This is a genomic window from Citrobacter sp. Cpo091 (assembly GCF_030332645.1).
Classification (GTDB): Bacteria; Pseudomonadota; Gammaproteobacteria; order Enterobacterales; family Enterobacteriaceae; genus Citrobacter; species Citrobacter portucalensis.
In genome coordinates this window covers 111,567-132,063 of the sequence record NZ_JAOWHL010000034.1, presented here as the reverse complement: position 1 = coordinate 132,063, position 20,497 = coordinate 111,567, and the positions used below count along the sequence as shown (strand labels likewise).

20 protein-coding genes and 1 riboswitch are annotated in these 20,497 nt (G+C 53.9%); of the genes, 10 read left to right on the top strand and 10 right to left on the bottom strand.

Features of this window, described 5'->3' with window-relative positions:
• Position 1: 1 nt before the first annotated feature.
• On the top strand, positions 2 to 2,023 hold the full coding sequence (gene uvrB, locus OGY04_RS11265) for an excinuclease ABC subunit UvrB (RefSeq protein ID WP_008784186.1): 2,022 nt from the start codon (positions 2 to 4) through the stop codon (positions 2,021 to 2,023).
• 406 nt (positions 2,024 to 2,429) lie between these two features.
• Here uvrB and yvcK read toward each other — a convergent pair whose 3' ends face one another.
• Complete coding sequence (gene yvcK / locus OGY04_RS11260; RefSeq protein WP_003831525.1) at positions 2,430 to 3,338, bottom strand: uridine diphosphate-N-acetylglucosamine-binding protein YvcK; 909 nt, start codon at positions 3,336 to 3,338, stop codon at positions 2,430 to 2,432.
• A gap of 329 nt (positions 3,339 to 3,667) precedes the next feature.
• Positions 3,668 to 3,813, top strand: a riboswitch (molybdenum cofactor riboswitch).
• On the opposite strand from yvcK, the gene moaA reads away from it, so the two are divergent.
• From moaA to OGY04_RS11230, 6 genes are all read left to right on the top strand, one after another.
• A complete protein-coding gene (moaA, locus tag OGY04_RS11255) occupies positions 3,801 to 4,790 on the top strand; it encodes a GTP 3',8-cyclase MoaA (RefSeq protein WP_032934386.1) in 990 nt (329 codons plus the stop codon). (Overlaps the previous riboswitch by 13 nt.)
• A 19-nt stretch (positions 4,791 to 4,809) precedes the next feature.
• Complete coding sequence (moaB, locus tag OGY04_RS11250; protein WP_286585306.1) at positions 4,810 to 5,322, top strand: molybdenum cofactor biosynthesis protein B; 513 nt, start codon at positions 4,810 to 4,812, stop codon at positions 5,320 to 5,322.
• Between the two features lie 2 nt (positions 5,323 to 5,324).
• Entirely contained in the window at positions 5,325 to 5,810 is a 486-nt protein-coding gene (moaC, locus tag OGY04_RS11245; protein WP_003035188.1) for a cyclic pyranopterin monophosphate synthase MoaC, read from the top strand.
• The gene (gene moaD / locus OGY04_RS11240; RefSeq protein ID WP_003831530.1) at positions 5,803 to 6,048 is read left to right on the top strand and encodes a molybdopterin synthase sulfur carrier subunit; all 246 of its coding nucleotides are present in this window, start codon (positions 5,803 to 5,805) and stop codon (positions 6,046 to 6,048) included. Before moaC ends, moaD begins: the two co-directional genes overlap by 8 nt.
• Before the next feature lies 1 nt (position 6,049).
• The gene (gene moaE, locus OGY04_RS11235; protein WP_286585305.1) at positions 6,050 to 6,502 is read left to right on the top strand and encodes a molybdopterin synthase catalytic subunit MoaE; all 453 of its coding nucleotides are present in this window, start codon (positions 6,050 to 6,052) and stop codon (positions 6,500 to 6,502) included.
• Between the two features lie 41 nt (positions 6,503 to 6,543).
• Positions 6,544 to 7,248 carry a Bax inhibitor-1/YccA family protein gene (locus tag OGY04_RS11230; RefSeq protein ID WP_003831536.1) on the top strand — a complete coding sequence of 235 codons (705 nt, stop codon included), beginning with the start codon at positions 6,544 to 6,546 and terminating at the stop codon, positions 7,246 to 7,248.
• 100 nt (positions 7,249 to 7,348) lie between these two features.
• On the opposite strand, the gene OGY04_RS11225 is transcribed toward OGY04_RS11230, so the two are convergent.
• Genes OGY04_RS11225 through OGY04_RS11215 form a run of 3 tightly spaced genes read right to left on the bottom strand, consistent with a single transcriptional unit; the run spans position 7,349 to position 10,310 of the window.
• Positions 7,349 to 8,311, bottom strand: coding sequence for a lysylphosphatidylglycerol synthase domain-containing protein (locus OGY04_RS11225; protein WP_103284921.1), 963 nt, complete (start codon positions 8,309 to 8,311; stop codon positions 7,349 to 7,351).
• On the bottom strand, positions 8,311 to 9,552 hold the full coding sequence (clsB, locus tag OGY04_RS11220) for a cardiolipin synthase ClsB (RefSeq protein ID WP_032942766.1): 1,242 nt from the start codon (positions 9,550 to 9,552) through the stop codon (positions 8,311 to 8,313). Before clsB ends, OGY04_RS11225 begins: the two co-directional genes overlap by 1 nt.
• Positions 9,549 to 10,310 carry an endonuclease/exonuclease/phosphatase family protein gene (locus OGY04_RS11215; protein ID WP_286585304.1) on the bottom strand — a complete coding sequence of 254 codons (762 nt, stop codon included), beginning with the start codon at positions 10,308 to 10,310 and terminating at the stop codon, positions 9,549 to 9,551. Before OGY04_RS11215 ends, clsB begins: the two co-directional genes overlap by 4 nt.
• Positions 10,311 to 10,442: 132 nt before the next feature.
• Here OGY04_RS11215 and OGY04_RS11210 point away from each other — a divergent pair, with 132 nt between their 5' ends.
• Positions 10,443 to 10,853: a YbhQ family protein gene (locus OGY04_RS11210; RefSeq protein WP_003831542.1), complete on the top strand. Its 411-nt coding sequence runs from the start codon at positions 10,443 to 10,445 to the stop codon at positions 10,851 to 10,853.
• Here OGY04_RS11210 and OGY04_RS11205 read toward each other — a convergent pair.
• The 5 genes from OGY04_RS11205 to cecR all read right to left on the bottom strand — a co-directional run bounded on the left by OGY04_RS11205 (position 10,815) and on the right by cecR (position 16,561).
• Positions 10,815 to 11,921 (bottom strand): ABC transporter permease, encoded by a 1,107-nt coding sequence (locus tag OGY04_RS11205; RefSeq protein ID WP_008784194.1) that lies wholly within the window; start codon positions 11,919 to 11,921, stop codon positions 10,815 to 10,817. The genes OGY04_RS11210 and OGY04_RS11205 overlap by 39 nt on opposite strands.
• A 115-nt stretch (positions 11,922 to 12,036) precedes the next feature.
• A complete protein-coding gene (locus OGY04_RS11200; RefSeq protein WP_003831545.1) occupies positions 12,037 to 13,170 on the bottom strand; it encodes an ABC transporter permease in 1,134 nt (377 codons plus the stop codon).
• Positions 13,163 to 14,899, bottom strand: a complete 1,737-nt coding sequence (locus OGY04_RS11195; protein WP_286585303.1) for an ATP-binding cassette domain-containing protein — start codon at positions 14,897 to 14,899, stop codon at positions 13,163 to 13,165. The genes OGY04_RS11200 and OGY04_RS11195 overlap by 8 nt, the downstream gene beginning before the upstream one ends.
• Entirely contained in the window at positions 14,892 to 15,887 is a 996-nt protein-coding gene (gene hlyD, locus OGY04_RS11190; protein WP_008784196.1) for a secretion protein HlyD, read from the bottom strand. Before hlyD ends, OGY04_RS11195 begins: the two co-directional genes overlap by 8 nt.
• Positions 15,884 to 16,561, bottom strand: coding sequence for a transcriptional regulator CecR (gene cecR / locus OGY04_RS11185; RefSeq protein ID WP_048235794.1), 678 nt, complete (start codon positions 16,559 to 16,561; stop codon positions 15,884 to 15,886). Before cecR ends, hlyD begins: the two co-directional genes overlap by 4 nt.
• A 221-nt stretch (positions 16,562 to 16,782) precedes the next feature.
• Between cecR and rhlE the strand changes: the two genes are divergently transcribed.
• Positions 16,783 to 18,129, top strand: a complete 1,347-nt coding sequence (rhlE, locus tag OGY04_RS11180; protein WP_060682506.1) for an ATP-dependent RNA helicase RhlE — start codon at positions 16,783 to 16,785, stop codon at positions 18,127 to 18,129.
• Positions 18,130 to 18,197: 68 nt separating this feature from the next.
• On the opposite strand, the gene OGY04_RS11175 is transcribed toward rhlE, so the two are convergent.
• Positions 18,198 to 18,932: a GntR family transcriptional regulator gene (locus OGY04_RS11175; RefSeq protein WP_003831553.1), complete on the bottom strand. Its 735-nt coding sequence runs from the start codon at positions 18,930 to 18,932 to the stop codon at positions 18,198 to 18,200.
• A gap of 202 nt (positions 18,933 to 19,134) precedes the next feature.
• On the opposite strand from OGY04_RS11175, the gene OGY04_RS11170 reads away from it, so the two are divergent.
• Positions 19,135 to 20,487 carry a class-II fumarase/aspartase family protein gene (locus tag OGY04_RS11170; RefSeq protein ID WP_008784199.1) on the top strand — a complete coding sequence of 451 codons (1,353 nt, stop codon included), beginning with the start codon at positions 19,135 to 19,137 and terminating at the stop codon, positions 20,485 to 20,487.
• Positions 20,488 to 20,497: the final 10 nt, after the last annotated feature.

Here is a 20,497-nt window from a genome sequence, read left to right as displayed (position 1 = left end):
CATGAGTAAACCGTTCAAACTAAATTCCGCTTTTAAACCCTCTGGCGATCAGCCTGAGGCGATACGTCGCCTGGAAGAAGGTCTGGAGGATGGTCTGGCGCATCAGACGTTGCTGGGGGTGACGGGGTCGGGGAAAACATTCACCATCGCGAACGTGATTGCGGACTTACAGCGCCCTACCATGGTGCTGGCCCCCAATAAGACGCTTGCCGCGCAGTTGTACGGTGAGATGAAAGAGTTCTTCCCGGATAACGCGGTGGAGTATTTCGTCTCCTACTACGACTATTATCAGCCGGAAGCCTACGTGCCAAGTTCTGACACCTTCATCGAGAAGGATGCTTCGGTTAACGAACACATTGAGCAGATGCGTCTGTCAGCAACCAAAGCGTTGCTTGAGCGACGGGATGTCGTCGTCGTAGCGTCGGTTTCCGCGATTTATGGTCTGGGTGACCCGGATCTATACCTGAAAATGATGCTGCACCTGACGGTGGGGATGATTATCGACCAGCGCGCGATCCTGCGTCGTCTGGCGGAGCTACAATATACCCGTAACGATCAGGCATTCCAGCGCGGGACCTTCCGCGTGCGCGGTGAAGTGATCGACATATTCCCGGCGGAATCTGACGACATCGCGTTGCGCGTGGAACTGTTTGATGAAGAAGTCGAACGTTTGTCGCTGTTTGACCCGCTTACCGGACAGGTCGAATCTACTATTTCGCGCTTTACTATCTACCCTAAAACGCACTACGTGACGCCGCGCGAACGTATTGTACAGGCGATGGAAGAAATTAAAGTTGAGCTGGCAGAGCGGCGAAAAGTCCTGTTGGCTAATAACAAACTGCTGGAAGAACAGCGCTTAAGTCAGCGTACCCAGTTCGATCTGGAAATGATGAACGAGCTGGGTTACTGCTCGGGGATTGAAAACTATTCCCGCTATCTCTCCGGGCGTGGTCCGGGCGAGCCGCCGCCGACGCTGTTTGATTACCTGCCTGCCGATGGCCTGCTGGTGGTGGATGAATCTCACGTGACTATCCCGCAAATTGGCGGCATGTATCGCGGTGACCGGGCGCGTAAAGAAACCCTGGTCGAATACGGATTCCGTCTGCCGTCTGCGCTGGATAACCGTCCGCTTAAATTTGAAGAGTTTGAAGCGCTGGCCCCGCAAACCATCTACGTTTCGGCGACGCCGGGCAACTATGAGCTGGAGAAATCCGGTGATGATGTGGTCGATCAGGTAGTAAGACCGACCGGCCTGCTGGATCCGGTCATTGAGGTGCGCCCGGTGGCGACGCAGGTTGACGATCTGCTATCTGAGATCCGCACCCGTGCGGCGATTAACGAACGTGTGCTGGTCACCACGCTCACCAAACGGATGGCGGAGGATCTCACCGAGTATCTTGAAGAGCACGGTGAACGGGTGCGTTATCTGCACTCTGACATCGATACCGTGGAACGTATGGAAATCATTCGTGACCTGCGTCTGGGCGAGTTTGACGTGCTGGTGGGTATCAACCTGCTACGTGAAGGTCTGGACATGCCTGAGGTCTCCCTGGTGGCGATTCTGGACGCAGACAAAGAAGGGTTCCTGCGTTCTGAGCGTTCGCTTATTCAGACCATCGGTCGTGCGGCGCGTAACATCAACGGTAAGGCGATTCTTTACGGTGATAAAATTACCGCCTCTATGGCTAAAGCGATTGGTGAAACCGAACGTCGTCGTGAGAAACAGCAGCTCTATAACGAAGAACACGGTATTACGCCGCAGGGGCTGAACAAGAAAGTGGTCGATATTCTGGCGCTGGGTCAGAATATTGCGAAGACCAAAGCGAAAGGCAAAGGGAAGTCACGCGCAGGCGCGAAGTCTGAGGTTGTCGAACTGGATATGACGCCAAAAGCGCTGCAGCAGAAGATTCACGAGCTGGAAGGGCAGATGATGCAGCACGCGCAGAATCTCGAGTTTGAAGAGGCCGCGACAATCCGTGACCAGTTGCATCAGTTGCGCGAGTTGTTTATTGCGGCATCGTAAGGCGGTGTCGGATGCGGGGTAAACCCTTATCCGACCTACTGGGTAGATAGCGTACGTAGGCCGGATGGCGGAGCAATTCGTTTTGTAGGCCTGATAAGCGCAGCGCATCAGGCATTGTTTGATGCCGGAGCAAATCGATTTGTAGGCCTGATATGCGTAGCGCATCAGGCATTGTTTGATGCCGGAGCAAATCGTTTTGTAGGCCTGATAAGCGCAGCGCATCAGGCATTGTTTGATGGCGGAGCAATTCGTTTTGTAGGCCTGATAAGCGTAGCGCATCAGGCATTGTTTGATGCCGGAGCAAATCGTTTTGTAGGCCTGATAAGCGCAGCGCATCAGGCATTGTTTGATGGCGGAGCAATTCGTTTTGTAGGCCTGATAAGCGAAGCGCATCAGGCAAATCCGTTCAGCCCAGCGCCTGCACAGCTTTCTCCAGCGCACTATGCAATAGCTGGCGGTCATGGCGGTAGGGAATATCGCTGGCTTCCAACACTTCCTGGATCACAACGCGGTCGGTAACGGCGGAAGCATCCACTTTCGGCCCCACAACCACCGCATCAATCACTTTCTTCCCGACGTACTGTTCAATAATGGCCAGCTTATCGCTAAGCGTCAGGCTCGCTGCTGGCAGGCTTAATTCGCGTCCAAGATTGCCTATGTAGACCATCGGAGCCGGTGTGCGACGTAATGCCTGTGACATTTCATCGAGTAAAAGAATCGGCATCAGGCTGGTGTAAAAACTGCCGGGGCCTATCAATATTAAATCCGCTTCAGCGATAGCCTCAACGGCCTCCCGTGTAGTCGGGACTTTTGGCGAAAGCATCAGTTCCTGAGGTGGGACGGTGAGCTGATCGATATTCACTTCGCCATAAACTTCGTGTCCCTGGTCATCAATGGCCATCAGATCCACCGGCAGCTCCGACATCGGAATTAAATGTGCGTCAACTTTCAGCAGGCTACGAATTAAATTGATAGCTTCCAGAGGCCGCACGCTGAGGTGATCGAGCGCCTTTAACATCAGATTTCCGAGGTTATGCCCGGAAAGTTCGCCATTACCGCCAAAACGATACTCAAACATAGCGGATGCAACGCTGGGTTGGGTAATTAACTGGTTCAGACAGTTACGCATGTCTCCCCAGGCAATCCCTCCTTCAGAGCGACGAATACGACCTGTCGACCCGCCGTTATCGGTGGTGGTGACGATACCCGTCAGGCGGGAACCTAATGGGGAAAGAGAGGAGAGAACGCGTCCTAATCCATGCCCTCCGCCGAGAGCGACAACGCGGTCCAGATCTGCCAGCGTGCGAGTGCGCATATATTTTCCTGATATCAATTGATCGGCGCTACAGTAACGTAAATAGCGTGTTTTCAGCAATTATCCAGTCGGCATCTGCCGTAATTTTTTTCTGCGATCTACTCCTTTCTGACGACACTCACCTGATGGCAAGATGATGTATATCAATGCAAAACTGTGATTTTTGCTTATTCTGTAGCGAAATTGCACGATCATGTCGCTATATACATATTTATACAGCGAAAGTGTACATGGCAAAAGCGCCATTTACACGCTAGTATCGGCATAACCACAAAGTACTCTTAAAAATTTGAGTTGCCGTAAGCCAACGCATCTGCAACTCGAAGTATGATGAGTATAAACACTCTAGCCTCTGCACCTGGGTCAAATGATACGGTGCTTTGGCCGTGACAAGACTTGAAAAAGTTTGTCACCAGGGCGCAGGAAGAAATGACTACGTCTCCCGTATTTGGAAAGGTGTACATGGGCTCTCAACTTACCGATGCTTTCGCACGTAAGTTTTACTACTTACGTTTGTCGATTACCGATGTGTGTAACTTTCGTTGCACCTACTGCCTGCCGGATGGCTATAAGCCCGGCGGGGTCACCAATAACGGCTTTTTAACCGTTGATGAAATTCGCCGTGTCACGCGTGCGTTCGCCAGTCTGGGAACGGAAAAAGTGCGTCTGACGGGGGGCGAACCTTCACTGCGTCGCGACTTCACTGACATTATCGCCGCCGTGCGCGAAAACGACGCCATTCGCCAGATTGCGGTAACCACCAATGGTTATCGTCTGGCGCGCGATGCCGCCGCCTGGCGCGATGCCGGACTGACCGCGCTCAACGTCAGCGTCGACAGCCTCGACGCCCGTCAGTTTCACGCCATTACCGGACAGGACAAGTTTCAGCAGGTGATGGCAGGCATTGATGCTGCCTTTGATGCCGGTTTTGAAAAAGTGAAAGTCAACACCGTGCTGATGCGCGACGTAAACCATCATCAACTGGACACCTTCCTGGCGTGGATCCAACCTCGACCAATCCAACTGCGTTTTATTGAACTGATGGAAACGGGCGAGGGCAGCTCTCTCTTCCGTAAACACCATATTTCCGGACAGGTACTGCGCGATGAGCTGCTGCGTCGCGGCTGGATCCACCAGATCCGACAGCGTAGTGACGGCCCGGCTCAGGTTTTCTGTCACCCTGATTATGTTGGCGAAATTGGTCTGATCATGCCTTATGAGAAAGACTTCTGCGCCACCTGTAATCGTCTGCGCGTTTCCTCTGTCGGCAAGCTTCATCTGTGTTTATTTGGTGAAGGCGGCGTAAGCCTGCGTGATTTGCTGGAAGACGATGCTCAGCAACCGGCGCTGGAAGAACGTATTTCAGCCGCGCTGCTGGAGAAAAAGCAGACCCATTTCCTGCATCAGAACAATACCGGTATTACGCAAAACTTATCTTACATTGGCGGCTGATCGCTAAAAGGAGTTTTTCATGAGTCAGGTAAGCGCTGAATTTATCCCGACACGCATTGCTATTCTTACTGTTTCCAACCGTCGCGGCGAAGAAGATGACACCTCCGGCCATTATCTGTGTGACTCGGCGCAAGAAGCGGGTCATCAGATTGTCGATAAGGCGATTGTCAAAGAGAACCGCTACGCTATCCGCGCCCAGGTTTCTGCCTGGATTGCCAGTGACGATGTACAGGTGGTGCTCATTACCGGTGGCACTGGCTTAACCGAAGGGGACCAGGCGCCGGAAGCGCTGCAACCGCTGTTCGACAGAGAAGTCGAAGGGTTTGGCGAAGTATTCCGTATGCTGTCGTTTGAAGAGATTGGCACCGCGACGCTGCAATCCCGCGCGATTGCCGGGGTGGCCAATAAAACGCTGATTTTTGCCATGCCGGGTTCGACCAAAGCGTGTCGTACTGCCTGGGAAAATATCATTGCGCCGCAGCTTGATGCCCGTACGCGTCCGTGTAATTTCCACCCACATTTGAAGAAATAAGTATGTCGCAACTGACTCATATTAACGCCGCTGGCGAAGCGCATATGGTGGATGTCTCCGCCAAAGCGGAAACCGTACGCGAGGCGCGTGCAGAAGCATTCGTGACCATGCGTAGCGAAACGCTGGCGATGATTATCGACGGCAGCCACCATAAGGGCGACGTTTTCGCCACGGCGCGTATTGCCGGTATCCAAGCCGCCAAACGCACCTGGGATCTTATCCCACTGTGTCACCCACTGATGCTGAGCAAGGTTGAAGTCAATCTGCACGCTGAACCGGAACATAACCGCGTACGTATTGAAACGCTGTGTCGCCTAACCGGTAAAACCGGCGTTGAAATGGAAGCGTTAACGGCAGCCTCCGTGGCGGCGTTGACCATCTACGATATGTGCAAAGCGGTGCAAAAGGATATGGTGATTGGTCCGGTGCGTTTGCTGGCAAAAAGCGGCGGCAAATCGGGTGATTTTAAGGTGGATGCACATGATTAAGGTTCTTTTCTTTGCTCAGGTACGGGAACTGGTGAACACCGATGCGTTAGAAGTTGCCGCCGAGTTTGCAACGGTAGAAGCGCTGCGCAAGCATCTGGCGGCGCAAAGCGATCGCTGGGCGCTGGCGCTGGAAGACGGCAAGCTGCTGGCGGCGGTGAATCAGACGCTGGTCAGTTTTGACCATCCTCTTAACGCGGGTGATGAAGTCGCTTTCTTCCCGCCGGTAACCGGAGGCTAAAATGGCTGAAACGCGAATTGTTGTTGGCCATGCGCCGTTCAGCGTCGGGGATGAGTATCCCTGGCTGGCAGAGCGCGATGAAGACGGCGCGGTAGTCACTTTCACCGGTAAAGTGCGCAATCACAATCTCGGTGACAACGTTAAGGCGTTAACGCTGGAACACTATCCGGGAATGACCGAAAAAGCGCTGGCGGAGATTGTCGACGACGCGCGTTCGCGCTGGCCGCTGGGTCGGGTGACGGTGATCCATCGCATTGGCGAACTGTGGCCGGGTGACGAAATCGTTTTTGTTGGCGTGACCAGCGCGCATCGCAGCAGCGCGTTTGATGCCGGGCAGTTCATTATGGATTACCTGAAAACCCGCGCGCCGTTCTGGAAGCGCGAGGCCACGCCGGAAGGTGAGCGCTGGGTTGATGCCCGCGACAGTGATAAGCTAGCAGCAAAACGCTGGTAGAGTACAATTGTTGTAGGCTCATACTGATTCAGGAGATTGTCATGGACCGATTCCCACGATCCGATTCTATTGTACAGGCCCGTTCCGGCCTGCAAACGTATATGGCGCAGGTGTACGGCTGGATGACCTGCGGACTGTTGCTGACGGCGTTTATCGCCTGGTATGCGGCAAATACGCCCGCGGTGATGATGTTTGTCTTCTCCAGCAAAATCACCTTCTTTGGCCTGATCATCGCTCAACTGGCGCTGGTGTTTGTTCTGTCCGGCATGGTGCAAAGGCTGAGCGCGGGTATGGCGACCACGCTGTTTATGCTCTATTCGGCATTAACCGGGTTGACGCTATCAAGCATCTTTATTGTCTATACCTACTCGTCTATCGCCAGCACCTTCGTGGTCACTGGCGGGATGTTCGGGATCATGAGTTTGTATGGCTACACCACCAAGCGCGATCTGAGCGGCTTCGGCAATATGCTGTTTATGGCGCTGATCGGTATTGTGCTGGCTTCGCTGGTTAACTTCTGGCTGAAGAGCGAAGCGCTGATGTGGGCGGTGACCTATATCGGGGTGATAGTGTTTGTCGGTCTGACCGCCTATGACACGCAGAAGCTGAAAAATATCGGTGAGCAGATCGACCTGCGAGACAGCTCCAATCTGCGTAAATACGCAATTCTTGGGGCCTTAACGCTGTATCTGGACTTCATCAACCTGTTCCTGATGCTGCTGCGTATTTTCGGCAATCGTCGTTAATTGTCTGTTGCCGGATGGCGCTGCGCTTATTCGGCCTACAGTTGTGTATCGAAAGTAGGCCGGATAAGGCGTTAAGCCGCATCCGGCACTATAAGCACCATCATTTCGCCATCGCCTTCTCGTTTTTTACCCGCAGCTTTTTCGCCCGACTCTCCAGTAGTAAATAACACATCAGCGCCAGCAGTAGCGGAATAAAATAGTACAGCACGCGATACGCGAGCAGGGCAGCAATGATCGTGCCCTGAGACGTATTCTCTCCCGCCAGCAGCGCCATAAAAACCGCCTCCAGCACGCCGATCCCTGCCGGAATATGCACAATAACCCCGGCAATACTGCTCACCAGCAGCACGCCAAGCACGAAGAAATAGTTAATATTCTGACCCAGCAACAACCAGATAATCGCCCCCATAACCATCCAGTTAGTCCCGGATATCGCCATCTGCGCGAGGGCAAATTTCCAGGAGGGGAGCACCAGCTTTTGGCCCTTGATGGTGATGTGACGATGTTTAGCGAAGGTGCAAAACCACAGATAAACAACAATAATAAGCAGCAGCGCTATGCCTAAAATGCGCAATGTGCCTTCATCGATATACCAGTGAGCGGGCAGTTCGACGACGCCGAAGGTAAATATAAAACCGCCCAGCAGAATATAGCCCAGCCAGTTAGTGGTAATACTCAGCGAAAAAATCCGCGTTATTGTGCCCCCCGGCAACCCGAGACGCGAGTAGAGCCGATATCGCATCCCAATACCGCCCACCCAGGTGCTTAACGTCAGGTTAAACGCGTAACAGATAAACGACACCAGCATGACCTGGCGTTTTGCCAGTTTGTGACCGCAGTAGTAGCGCCCGAGCAGATCATAACAACCGTAAAGTAAATAACTGACGATCACCAACCCCACGGCGCTGAGCAGGGCGATCCGGTTGTAATCGCGAATTACCGTCCACACTTCCTGCCAGTTGACTTTGCTGGCATAAACGACCAGCAACACGATCACCGCAATAAAAAATAACCATGTGAGGATCTTTTTCGCTAACCGCCAGCGTCGGTGATTTTTTGCCATCAGGTTTTCCCTCCTGCATCCTCAGTTTGTATACGGTCCTGAGTTTCCAGAGCGGGCTGCGCGGGCGGCTCTACCTCGGCCAGATGCGGGGTATGCGCCGGAAGCCAGCCGACCAGCGCCGGGAAGTGGCGTAAAAAGTGGAAGGCCAACACGCTTTTAGTCAGGTTCCACCAGGTGCGTTTTGGCAGCATGGATTCATCAACCCGTTTGCAGTCCTGCGCAATAATAGGGTTCAGGTTGTCGCGCAGGGTCTGGTTAAACGTGCGGTCATGAATAATCAGATTCGCTTCCAGATTCAGTGACAGGCTCAGCGGATCAAGATTGCTGGAGCCCACCGTCGCCCAGTGATCGTCCATCAGCGCCACTTTGCCATGCAGAGGTTTACGGCGGTATTCGTAGACATGGACACCACCTTTAACCAGATAGTTGTACAGCAGGCGGGCACCCACTTTCACAATCGGCATATCCGGTTCACCCTGCACAATGAGTTTTACCCGAACGCCGCGTCGTGCTGCTTTACGCAGGGCATGCAGCAGGCGATAACCGGGAAAGAAATAGGCATTGGCAATGATCACTTCCCGTCGGGCCTGGGTCAGCATTTTAAGATAGTGGCGTTCAATATCATCGCGATGCTCTTCGTTATCGCGCCAGACAAACAGCGCCTGCGCTTCGCCGGGGCGATGATTGTCGATTGCCCGGTGATGACGTCGCCACCAGCGTCGTACGGCGCTTTGCCCGGGCAGGTTTTCCAGTACAAAGTTCAGAATGTCAGCAACGACTGGACCTTCAACGCGCACGGCGTAATCCTGCTTGGCCTCCGGGCCGTAATCCGACATATGTTCAGCGGAGTAATTGATGCCGCCGACAAAGGCAACACGGTCATCAATGACCACTATTTTTCGATGCATACGGCGAAAGAGATTGGTGCGCATTCCAAAAAGACGCGGACGCGGATCGTAGTAGCGGAAAACAACACCGGCTACGGTCAGCTCTTCAACAAAACTGTCGCTCAGATCCGGCGAGCCGTAGCCATCCAGCAGCACCTCTGCTTTGATTCCTCGTCGGGCGGCTTCGAGCAACGCGGCATGCAGCTGTTTTCCTACTGCATCTTCAAACCAGATAAAAGTCTCAAGGATAATTTTTTGCTGTGCCTGCTCAATGGCGTCAAAGACGGCGGGGTAGAATTGATCGCCGTTTTCCAGCAGTTGAATTTGATTGCCTTCACGCCAGCCATATTTCATAAATGAATCTCCGCACTCAGGGGGGCATGATCGGACAAATGTCGCCAGTGACGCAGCGCAAGCGTCGTCGGGGTACTGGCATTCGCGTTTTTCACATAGATCCTGTCCAGGCGCAGCAGAGGAAACTGCACCGGAAACGTTCGCGCCGGGCGACCGTGGGCGCGGGTAAAAATCTCGTCAAGACCAGCTTTGGCTTTCAACGGGCGATTGGCCGTTTGCCGCCAGTCGTTAAAATCTCCAGCAATCACCACGGGCTCCGCGTTGGGCAGGGCGTTAACCCAGTCTGCCAGCATTGAGAGCTGAGCCTGGCGGTGAGCTTCACGTAGGCCGAGATGCACACACATCACATGAATGGGGTGGGAGAGCATTGGCGGTACGATGCGGCAGTAAAGGACTCCGCGCTTTTCACTCGCACCGACTGACACATCACGATTTTCATAATGCTCAATGGGATACCGCGACAGCACTGCATTACCGTGATGTCCTTGCGGGTACACGGCGTTACGCCCGTAGGCGAAGTCGCTCCACATCGTGTCCGCCAGAAATTCGTAGTGGCTGGTATCCGGCCAGTTCTCAATGTGCAGCGAATGCGCTTCGTGCGCTCCCATGACTTCCTGCAGACACACAATGTCTGCGCCGACGGTTCTGACGGCTTCCCGTAGCTCAGGCAAAATAAAACGCCGGTTGAAGGCGGTGAACCCTTTGTGAGTATTAATGGTGAGCACATTGAATGAAAACCGTTCTGTTTGTCTGGCCATGATTCTCCCGTTGGCATCACTTTCCTGATTAAAATAGTGTAGTCGTCGTCACAAAAAGATGCGGTGTTGCGGAATTTTCCGTAAAGTCCGGTACTCTGAACAATTAGTCGAAAATCCTTCAGGAGAATAGCCATGAGGTGGCAACAACGTGTTCGTGTCGCAACGGGTCTAAGTTGCTGGCAGATAGTGTTGCATTTACTGGTAGTGGCGTTGCTGGTAATGGGCTGGATGAGCGGCAGACTGGTGCATGTCGGCCTGGGATTGTGCGTCGTGTACGGCGTTACGGTTTTATTGATGCTTGCATTGCAACGTCACCACGAACAGCGCTGGCGCGACGTGGCTGATGTGCTGGAAGAGTTGACCACGACGTGGTATTTCGGTGCCGCCATGATCGTGCTGTGGCTGCTGTCACGCGTGCTGCAAAACAACGTCTTGCTGGCACTGGCGGGGCTGGTCATCCTTGCCGGACCCGCCGTGGTCTCGCTGCTGGCGAAAGACAAAAAGCTACATCACCTTGCGTCTAAACATCGCATACGCCGCTGATCCGGTCGTGGCCGCTATCACTAATAGCGGCCACAAGCTTCCCCAGACAATCTGCAGACTCGCATCTTTCAGGTAAATCTGTTTCGTGATGTCCGTAAAATGGCGGATCGGGTTTATCCACGTCAGATTCTGCAACCAGACCGGCATGTTTTCGACCGGTGAGACATAGCCCGAGAGTAAAATCGCCGGCATCATAAACACAAACACCCCGATAAACGCCTGCTGCTGGGTGGCGCACAGTGACGAAATCAGCAGACCAAAGCCGACCAGCGACAGCCCGTAAATCACCATTGTGAAATAGAACAGCCCCAATGAACCGGCAAACGGGATGTGATAAGCCCAGATGCCGATCGCCAGCACAATGGTGGCCTGAAAAGTAGCCACAATTAGCGCGGGCACAGCTTTACCGATAAAAATCTGCCAGGTGGTAAGCGGGGAAACCAGCAGTTGATCCAGCGTGCCTTGCTCGCGCTCGCGGGCAACCGAGAGTGAAGTAACGATCATTACGCCGATGGTGGTGATCATGGCGATCAGCGACGGAACCACAAACCATTTGTAATCCAGATTCGGGTTATACCAGTTACGCACCACCAGCTCGCTGTTGTTCGGTTTCGGCTTGCCGTCCATCAGCTCCTGCTGATACTCCTTAACGATTTGCTGCAGGTAATTCGCGGCAATTTGTGCGCTGTTGGAGTTACGTCCGTCGAGGATAATCTGCATGGGAGCCTGCTGGAAGGTATCCAGATTACGCGAAAAGTTAGCCGGGAAACGCACCAACAGCAGGGCTTTTTGCGTGTCGATGGTGGGCTGGATCTCCTGCGGACTTTTCAGCAGCAGAACATGCGTAAAGGCGCTGGCGCGGGCGAAGCGCTGGGTAAGCTCAACCGAATGTTTACCGTTGTCTTCGTTATAGATAGCGATAGTGGCGTTGGTGACTTCCAGCGTTGCCGCGAACGGGAACAGGATAACCTGAATCAGCACCGGTAAAATCAGAATGGCTCGCGTCTGCGGTTCGCGTAATAGCGATTGCAGCTCTTTGCGAATTAATGTCCATAAGCGATGAAACATGCCTGTCCTCTCAGTCCAGTTTGTAGGCCTGATAAGCTAAGCGCATCAGGCATAATGCCGGATGGCGACGTGAACGCCTTATCCGGCCTACGGCTACAATTATCCATACACGAATTTAATCCAGCCGACGTTTGGTTTTAAGCCACGTCAGGCCGATAAACATCACCGCCGAAGCGATTAAAAACAGCACGTTGATAATCAGCACCACCGGGATATTGCCCGCCAGGAACAAGCTTTGCAGGGTGCTGACGAAATAACGCGCCGGAATAATGTAGGTTACCGCCCGGATAATCGCGGGCATGCTGTCTATCTGGAAGATAAATCCCGACAGCATAATCGAGGGCAGGAAGGCGGCGTTCAGCGCAACCTGCGCGGCGTTAAACTGGTTGCGGGTGATGGTGGAAATAAGCAACCCCATACCGAGTGTACTGAGCAGAAACAGGCTGGTAATGAAAAACAGGATCAGCAACGAGCCGCGGTAGGGCACGCCAAGAATAAACACCGACACCAGCATACACAGCAGCATCGCCAGCATGCCCAGAAAGTAATACGGGATCAGTTTGCACAGTAGGAGTTCGACGCGGGTGACTTCTGTCGACAGCAGCGCTTCCATGGTGCCGCGCTCCCATTCGCGCGCCACCACTAATGAGGTGAGGATGGCGCCAATGACCGTCATGATGATGGTGACCGCCCCGGGAATAATAAAGTGCTGGCTGATGGCCGCCGGGTTAAACCAGTAGCGGGTTTGCACGTCGATCAAAGGTTTGAACGATTCCCCACGATCTTCTGCCCGCTGTTGCTGCCAGATTTGCCAGATGCCTTCGACATAACCCTGCACAAAGTTGGCGGTATTCGGTTCGCTGCCGTCGGTGATCACCTGGATCGGGGCGACATCGTTAGGTCGCGCCATCTGCTGGGCAAAATCCACTGGGATCACCACCAGACCGCGAATGCGCCCGGCCTGCATTTTCTCAATCAGTTCCTGACGATTATCGCTGATGGTGGCGTCAATATACGGCGAACCGGTCATGGTATGGGTAAAATCCAGCGCCTCTTCACTCTGCTGTTCGAGCAAAATCCCTACCCGCAGCTTGCTGGAGTCGAGGTTGATCCCGTAGCCGAAGATAAACAGCAGCAGCAGCGGGATCACCACAGCAATCAGCCAACTGCTGGGATCGCGGACGATCTGGCGCGTCTCTTTCACGCACAGCGCGCGGACGCGACGCCAGGAGAGAGCGGAGTTACTCATGCGTATGCTCCTTATCCCAGTCATTGATTAGCGTGATGAACGCCTGTTCCATGGTCGGGTCCGGCGTGTCGCTGTCGGCAGCCTGAGCCTTCAGGTCGTCTGGCGTACCGCTGGCTATCAGTTTGCCGCGATACACCAGCCCGATGCGATCGCAGTATTCTGCCTCATCCATAAAGTGGGTGGTCACCATCACCGTGACGCCTTTTTCCACCATGCTGTTGATATGCAACCAGAACTCACGCCGGGTGAGAGGATCGACCCCGGAAGTGGGTTCATCAAGGAACAGAATGTCGGGTTCATGCATCAGCGAGCAGGCCAGCGCCAGACGCTGCTTAAATCCCAGCGGCAGTTCATCGGTGGCATGGGAAGCGATATTCTTCAGGCCAAATGCTTCGCTCATACGATCGATTTTCTCTTTCTGCGCCCGACCGCGCAGGCCGTAGACGCCGGAGAAAAAGCGCAGATTCTGTTCAACCGTCAGGTTACCGTACAGGGAGAATTTCTGCGCCATATAGCCCAGATGCTGACGCGCTTTACCGGAGCTAACTTTCAGGTCCATATCCAGCACCAGCGCTTTGCCGGAAGTGGGGACCAGCAGGCCGCACATCATTTTAAAGGTGGTGGATTTGCCAGCGCCGTTGGGTCCTAACAGACCAAAAATCTCGCCGCGTTGCACGGCAAAGTCTACGTGGTCGGTAGCGGCAAAATCGCCAAATTTCTTGGTCAGCGCTTTGGCTTCGATCACCGTTTCGCCAGGCGTGCCTTCCACGGTATGCAGGATAGCGCCCAGCGGGGATTCCGATGTTCCGGCTCCGCCGAGTAAATCGATAAAGGCATCTTCGAAGCGGGGTGCGGTTTCGTTGATGGTTATCTCCGGCATGCCGTTAGCGTTTTGGATCTGCTGAGCCGTAGCCTCTTTTTTCAGTATTAAACGGACGGATTTGCCCTGAATCATTCCGTCGCTGACCAGCGGCAGTTTTAACGCGCGTTGCAGCAGTCGGCGGTTGTTTTCCTGTGGACTGCTCATCAGGAAGCTGCGACCTGCCATGGTTTGCGTAAGCTGGGTGGGATCGCCCTGGTATAACAGTTCACCTTCGTTCATCAGCAGCACATCACGGCATTGCTCTGCTTCATCCAGATACGACGTACTCCAGAGGATCAGCATGCCGTCCCCGGCCAGCTCGTGGACCATTTGCCACAGTTCGCGACGGGAAATGGGGTCGACACCTACGCCTGGCTCATCCAGCAGCAACACTTTAGGTTCGCCAACCAGCGTACAGGCAAGCCCGAGCTTTTGCTTCATGCCGCCAGAAAGCTTGCCAGCCAGTCGTCCGGTAAATGGTCCCAGCGAGGTGAATTCCAGGAGTCGGGCAAAGGTTTTTTCTCGCGCTTCACCGGTGACGCTGCGTAAGTCGGCATAGAGATTGAGGTTCTCCATGACGGTTAAATCTTCGTACAGACCAAATTTCTGCGGCATATAGCCCAGCACCGCATGTAGTGCGCTGTCGTCTTTGATGGGGTCAAAACCAATCACTTCAGCACTTCCGGCATCAGGTTTTAATAATCCCGCCAGCATTCGCATCAACGTAGTTTTGCCCGCGCCGTCCGGCCCGACAAGCCCGGTCACGTAGCCTGCATGAACGGTACAGTCGAGCGGGGCGACGGCCGGTTTTTCCATTCCGGCAAAGTTTTTCGTCAGCCCTTTAAGCGTAATGACGGCGTCATTCATGCCGTGCCTCATCGCCAAACTTTATCGTTACCGGCATTCCCTGACGCAGCGCATCGTCCGCGTCGGTCACCACAATTCGCAGGCGATAAACCAGGTCGGTACGCAGGTCAGGAGTCTCGACCGTTTTCGGGGTAAATTCGGCGGTAGGAGAAACGAAGCCGATTTTGCCGTGATACGGTTTGTCCGGGCGACCATCGGTATAGAGCAGGATCTCACGTCCTGGCTGCGCCTGGCTCAGATTTCGTTCGTCAACGTAAGCACGAACCCAAACCGGACGCGTGAGCGACAGCGTCAGTACCGTGCCCCCTTCGTTCAGCATGCTACCGGGTTCAACTGCACGGGTGAGAAGCGTGCCGTCAGACGGCGAGGTCAGCGTGGTGTCATGCAAATTCAGCTCTGCCTGTGCCAGCTCGGCCTGAGCTTGTTCGAGCGTGGCTTTTGCCTGCTCGATGTCCTGCACACGATTACCGCTGCGATATTGCGTGAGTTTATCCTGTGCGGATTTCAGCGAAGCTAACGCCTGATCGCGAGATGAACGGGCGTTTTCCAGATCGTTGGCTGAAATGGTGCGGCTTTTCCACAATCCGACCTGCCGATTGTAAAAGTTCTGCGCGTAATCATAGGCGGCCTGTGCCTGTTTGACTGCCGCCGCGGTTTGCGCGATCTCTTCTTCGCGATACCCTGCCAGCATCAGATCGTATTGTGCCTGTGCGGCGGCAACGTTGGCTTTTGCCTGCATCAATGCGTTTTCATACGGTGCGCGGTCCAGTTCACCCAGCACCTGACCGGCGGTAATCGCATCGCCTTCGTCAACCGCCAGCGAGGCCAGCCTGCCGCCGACACGAAAACTCAGGTTGACGCTACGGATATCGACATTGCCGTATAGCGTCAGGCCGTTATCTTGCCGACTCTGATACCACCACGTTCCACCGGCAATCACGGCAACGAGGGCCGCGATAACCAGCCCGAGAACGACAGGTTTTTTCATGACTCCAGACTCCTTTGCGTTAAACCTTGCAGAATAAGATCGATGTGACAGGTGATCGTTTGGTCAATCAGCGCGGTTTTATCCTCATCAAATTGTGACCAGCCTGTACGCAACAGAATGGTTTCTTTCCCCAGACGAAAAGCCAGCACCTCGCCGAGTATGGCGTGGGTGTGCAGAATCATTTGGGTATCATTGGCATCGCCGCCCGTATAGGCGGCAATCAGGCGCGTCAGATGTGTATGCAGCGGATTGATAACCTGGTCGTGCACCAGTTGATAAGCCGCGGTGGGGGAAAGCTGTTCGCGCGAGATAAATTTGCTCAGGTTAACGGTGTCGTCCTGAGTTAACAGCATGATCATATTTTTGCAGGCGCGCAGGATCAGTTCGCGCATCGCGCCACGGTCCGGCTTAGGCTGGGCGAATAAACGCTCGGCCTCTTCAGCGTGCGGGCGAAACTGTGCACCGATAAAATCCGCAATCCACTGGGCGCAGGCGAGATATAAATCCTCTTTTGAGCCAAAATAGTAGGTGATAGCCGCAATGTTTTGCCCGGCCTGTGCAGCGATATCGCGCGTCGTGGCGTGCAGACCATACTCACCGAATTGCGCCAATGCGGCGGCAATGAGCTGGTTCTTCGCCTGTTCACCTTTGGTTGTCATGGTGGGTGTATTCATGGCACGACTCTGATCTTAATCAATCGATTGATTAAGATTATGACTGATGTGCAGCCTTGTCCAGTCCGGAGCGTTATTTTCCAGTGAAGGGATAATTTATGCGGCACATCACAAAAACTGCTACACTCCGCCCCTTCATGACATTGTGGTTTTTGTCATCTCTATTGTATGTATCTCCCTGAAAACGACACCGGTAACGGTCAGGGCGGTTCGGAGTTGTTATGTCTTTTGATTCCCTTGGTTTAAACCCTGAAATTTTACGTGCCGTTGCCGAGCAGGGTTACCGTGAACCTACCCCTATTCAGCAGCAGGCTATTCCTGCCGTGCTGGAAGGCCGCGATCTGATGGCCAGCGCCCAGACCGGTACGGGGAAAACGGCAGGTTTTACCTTGCCGCTGTTGCAGCACCTGATCACCAATCAGCCGCATGGTAAAAGCCGTCGTCCGGTTCGTGCGCTGATCCTCACGCCAACCCGCGAACTGGCGGCCCAGATTGGCGAAAACGTCCGTGATTACAGTAAGTATCTGAATATTCGCTCGCTGGTGGTCTTCGGCGGCGTCAGCATTAACCCGCAGATGATGAAGCTGCGTGGCGGCGTAGATGTGCTGATTGCCACTCCGGGTCGTTTGCTCGATCTGGAACACCAGAATGCGGTGAAACTGGATCAGGTTGAGATCCTGGTACTGGATGAAGCTGACCGCATGCTGGATATGGGCTTTATTCACGATATTCGTCGCGTTCTGGCAAAACTGCCGGCAAAACGTCAGAACCTGTTGTTCTCGGCAACGTTCTCTGATGACATTAAATCGCTGGCCGAAAAACTGTTGCACAACCCGCTGGAAATCGAAGTGGCGCGTCGTAATACCGCGTCAGAGCAGGTTACTCAGCACGTTCATTTCGTTGATAAAAAACGTAAACGCGAACTACTGTCGCAGATGATTGGTCAGGGCAACTGGCAGCAGGTGCTGGTGTTTACCCGTACCAAACATGGCGCGAACCATCTGGCAGAGCAACTGAATAAAGACGGCATCCGCAGTGCGGCTATCCACGGTAATAAATCTCAGGGTGCGCGTACGCGTGCGCTGGCTGATTTTAAATCCGGTGATATTCGCGTGCTGGTAGCGACCGATATTGCCGCGCGAGGTCTGGACATTGAAGAGTTACCGCACGTGGTGAACTACGAGCTGCCAAACGTCCCGGAAGACTACGTGCACCGCATTGGTCGTACCGGTCGTGCGGCCGCTACCGGCGAAGCGTTGTCTCTGGTGTGCGTCGATGAGCACAAGCTGTTGCGTGACATCGAGAAGTTGCTGAAAAAAGAGATCCCGCGTATTGCAACGCCAGGCTATGAGCCAGACCCGTCCATTAAAGCTGAGCCGATCCAGAACGGTCGTCAGCAGCGTGGCGGCGGCGGTGGTCGCGGGCAGGGAGGAGCAGGGCGCGGACAGCAGCCGCGTCGTCAGGATGGCGGTGCGCCAAAAGCGAAGCCGCGTAATGGCGAAGGCAAACCGGCAGGTGATAAACCTCGTCCACCGCGCCGTCCGCGCAAACCGTCTGCAGCGCAGTAATTCACCTTGCTGTATGGCAGTATAAACATGCTATCCGGTCTACACACTGTGTAGGCCGGATAGGTCAATCACTCCCCCGAACTTTGAGATTTCAGCACGATTGAGCAGGTATATCGTCCTGCCGGGTGAATCGAAATCGTCGTCTCAAATACTTTCCCGTCCCTGTCCAGATAACGACGCACGATTCTCATTGCTGGTGAATCAGGTGCTACATTGAGAATCTTTGCCACCTTTTTGGGCACGCCGACAGCCGTAATGGTCTGATGCACCTCATGGCTTTTAATACCGTAATGGGTTTCGATCAAATCGCTGATTAACGAGTGTGGGTCGTCACGGATGTACGTACGCAGTTTGGCGTAATCCGTGCTGGCATAGCTGTCCGTCCAGCAGATTGGCGCGTCGGGGTTTTGCGCATCTTCGCGAGTGCTGGCAATGTGCAGCCAACGGGAACCTGGCGGGCAGCCAATCATCTGGGACAACTCTATGTCCGCCACAATCTCATCGATTTTCTTGATGACGCGCAGATTGTTTTTGGCCAGCAGCAACAGATCCTCAAGATGCGATAGCGGGTGATTGACGCCGTTAGCCTTAGGTTCGCAAACGCGAGTTCCCGCGCCTTTACGCCGTGATATCAGACCTTGCTCTGTTAATTCCCTTAACGCCTCACGCATGGTGTGGCGGCTGACCTGCCATGTTTCACACAGTTCCATTTCCGTAGGAAACAGCGAACCGGGGGCAAAGGTTCCCACCGCAATTTGCTGCGCCAGTTCACGTGCTATTCGCTTGTACAGAGATTCTTTCATCGCAGTTTCATCAAAATATTAGTGATCTTTATCACGAAAATTTGTACGGACTATTCCCTACATTTCTTATAAATACTATAAATGTCCGTACATTTAAATGTACGGACATTTGTTTATGTCTGGACATTGTGGCGGCATTTGAATATCCAACAAACTGCCGTAAACACGCATCTTATCATTATCAGATTTTCCAGGGGGATTTATGGCTTCGAATGTACTTGATTCTGTTCTGTTCAGGGACTCTTTCGGCACACCGGCGATGCGCGCTGTGTTTGACGATCGCGAGCTGGTGCGCAAATACGTGGAAGTGGAAGTGGCATTAGCCAAAGCCCAGGCACGCTGTGGTGTGATACCCGAGGCTGCGGCGCAGGAAATTGCAGAAAAATGTAATGCTGACACGCTCGATTTTGATTTATTGCGCCATGAAACCGAAATTGTGGGTTATCCGATCCTACCGCTGGTGCACCAGATTTCTAAACAGGCAGGCGAGTCCGGCGGTTATGTGCACTGGGGGGCCACCACTCAGGACATTATGGACACCGCAGTGGTTCTGCAAATTCGTGATGCTTTTGCGCTCATTGAGTCCGATATGGACAAACTCCGCGCCACGCTGGCCGATCTTTCACGCCGCTACCGTGATACGCCGATGGCCGGGAGAACCCATTTACAACAGGCTTTGCCCGTGACATTCGGTTACAAAGCGGCCATCTGGCTGGATATGTTTGAACGCCACGCGGAACGTCTTTCCCAAGCGCGTCCTCGTGTATTGGTCGGCGAATTTGCGGGGGCGGCCGGTACGCTGGCATCGCTGGGGGATAAAGGGCTGGCGGTACAAAAAGCGATGATGGAAGAGCTTGGGCTAAATGTCCCAACATCCACCTGGCACGTCGCGCGTGATGGTTTTGCCGAAGCGGTGAACCTGTTAGCGGTGATTACCGGGTCGCTGGGCAAGATTGCCTACGACGTAATGCTGCTGGCAGCAAACGAGTTTGGCGAACTGTATGAGCCGTTTGTTAAAGGGCGTGGCGCCAGCAGTACCATGCCGCAGAAACGCAACCCTATTTCCAGCGAGCTGATGCTGGCCTGTGCCAAAGGCGTTCGCCAACAGGCAGGGTTGATGCTTGATGCGATGGTGCAAGATCTGGAGCGTGCAACCGGGCCGTGGCATGCCGAATGGATTGCTATCCCAGAAAGTTTCGTGCTCAGCGCGGGGGCATTGCATCAGGCCAACTTTATGCTGGCGGGGCTGGTGGTTGATGAAGAGGCGATGAAACGTAACCTCGGTATGACCAACGGATTGATTGTGGCTGAGGCGGTCATGATGGGATTGGCCCCGTACATTGGTCGTCAGGATGCACATGACGTGGTGTACGACGCCTGCCGTATCGTCAACGAACAGGGTGGGCGATTGGCTGATGTGCTGAATGCGATGCCCTCTGTCTCTGAACGGCTGGACCCACAGTTGATTGAAAAACTGACCGACCCGGCAAATTACCTTGGAATGGCTCCGGCGATGGTGGATCAGGTATTAGCAAGATACATGTCGCGGAAATGAATGCTCTCGG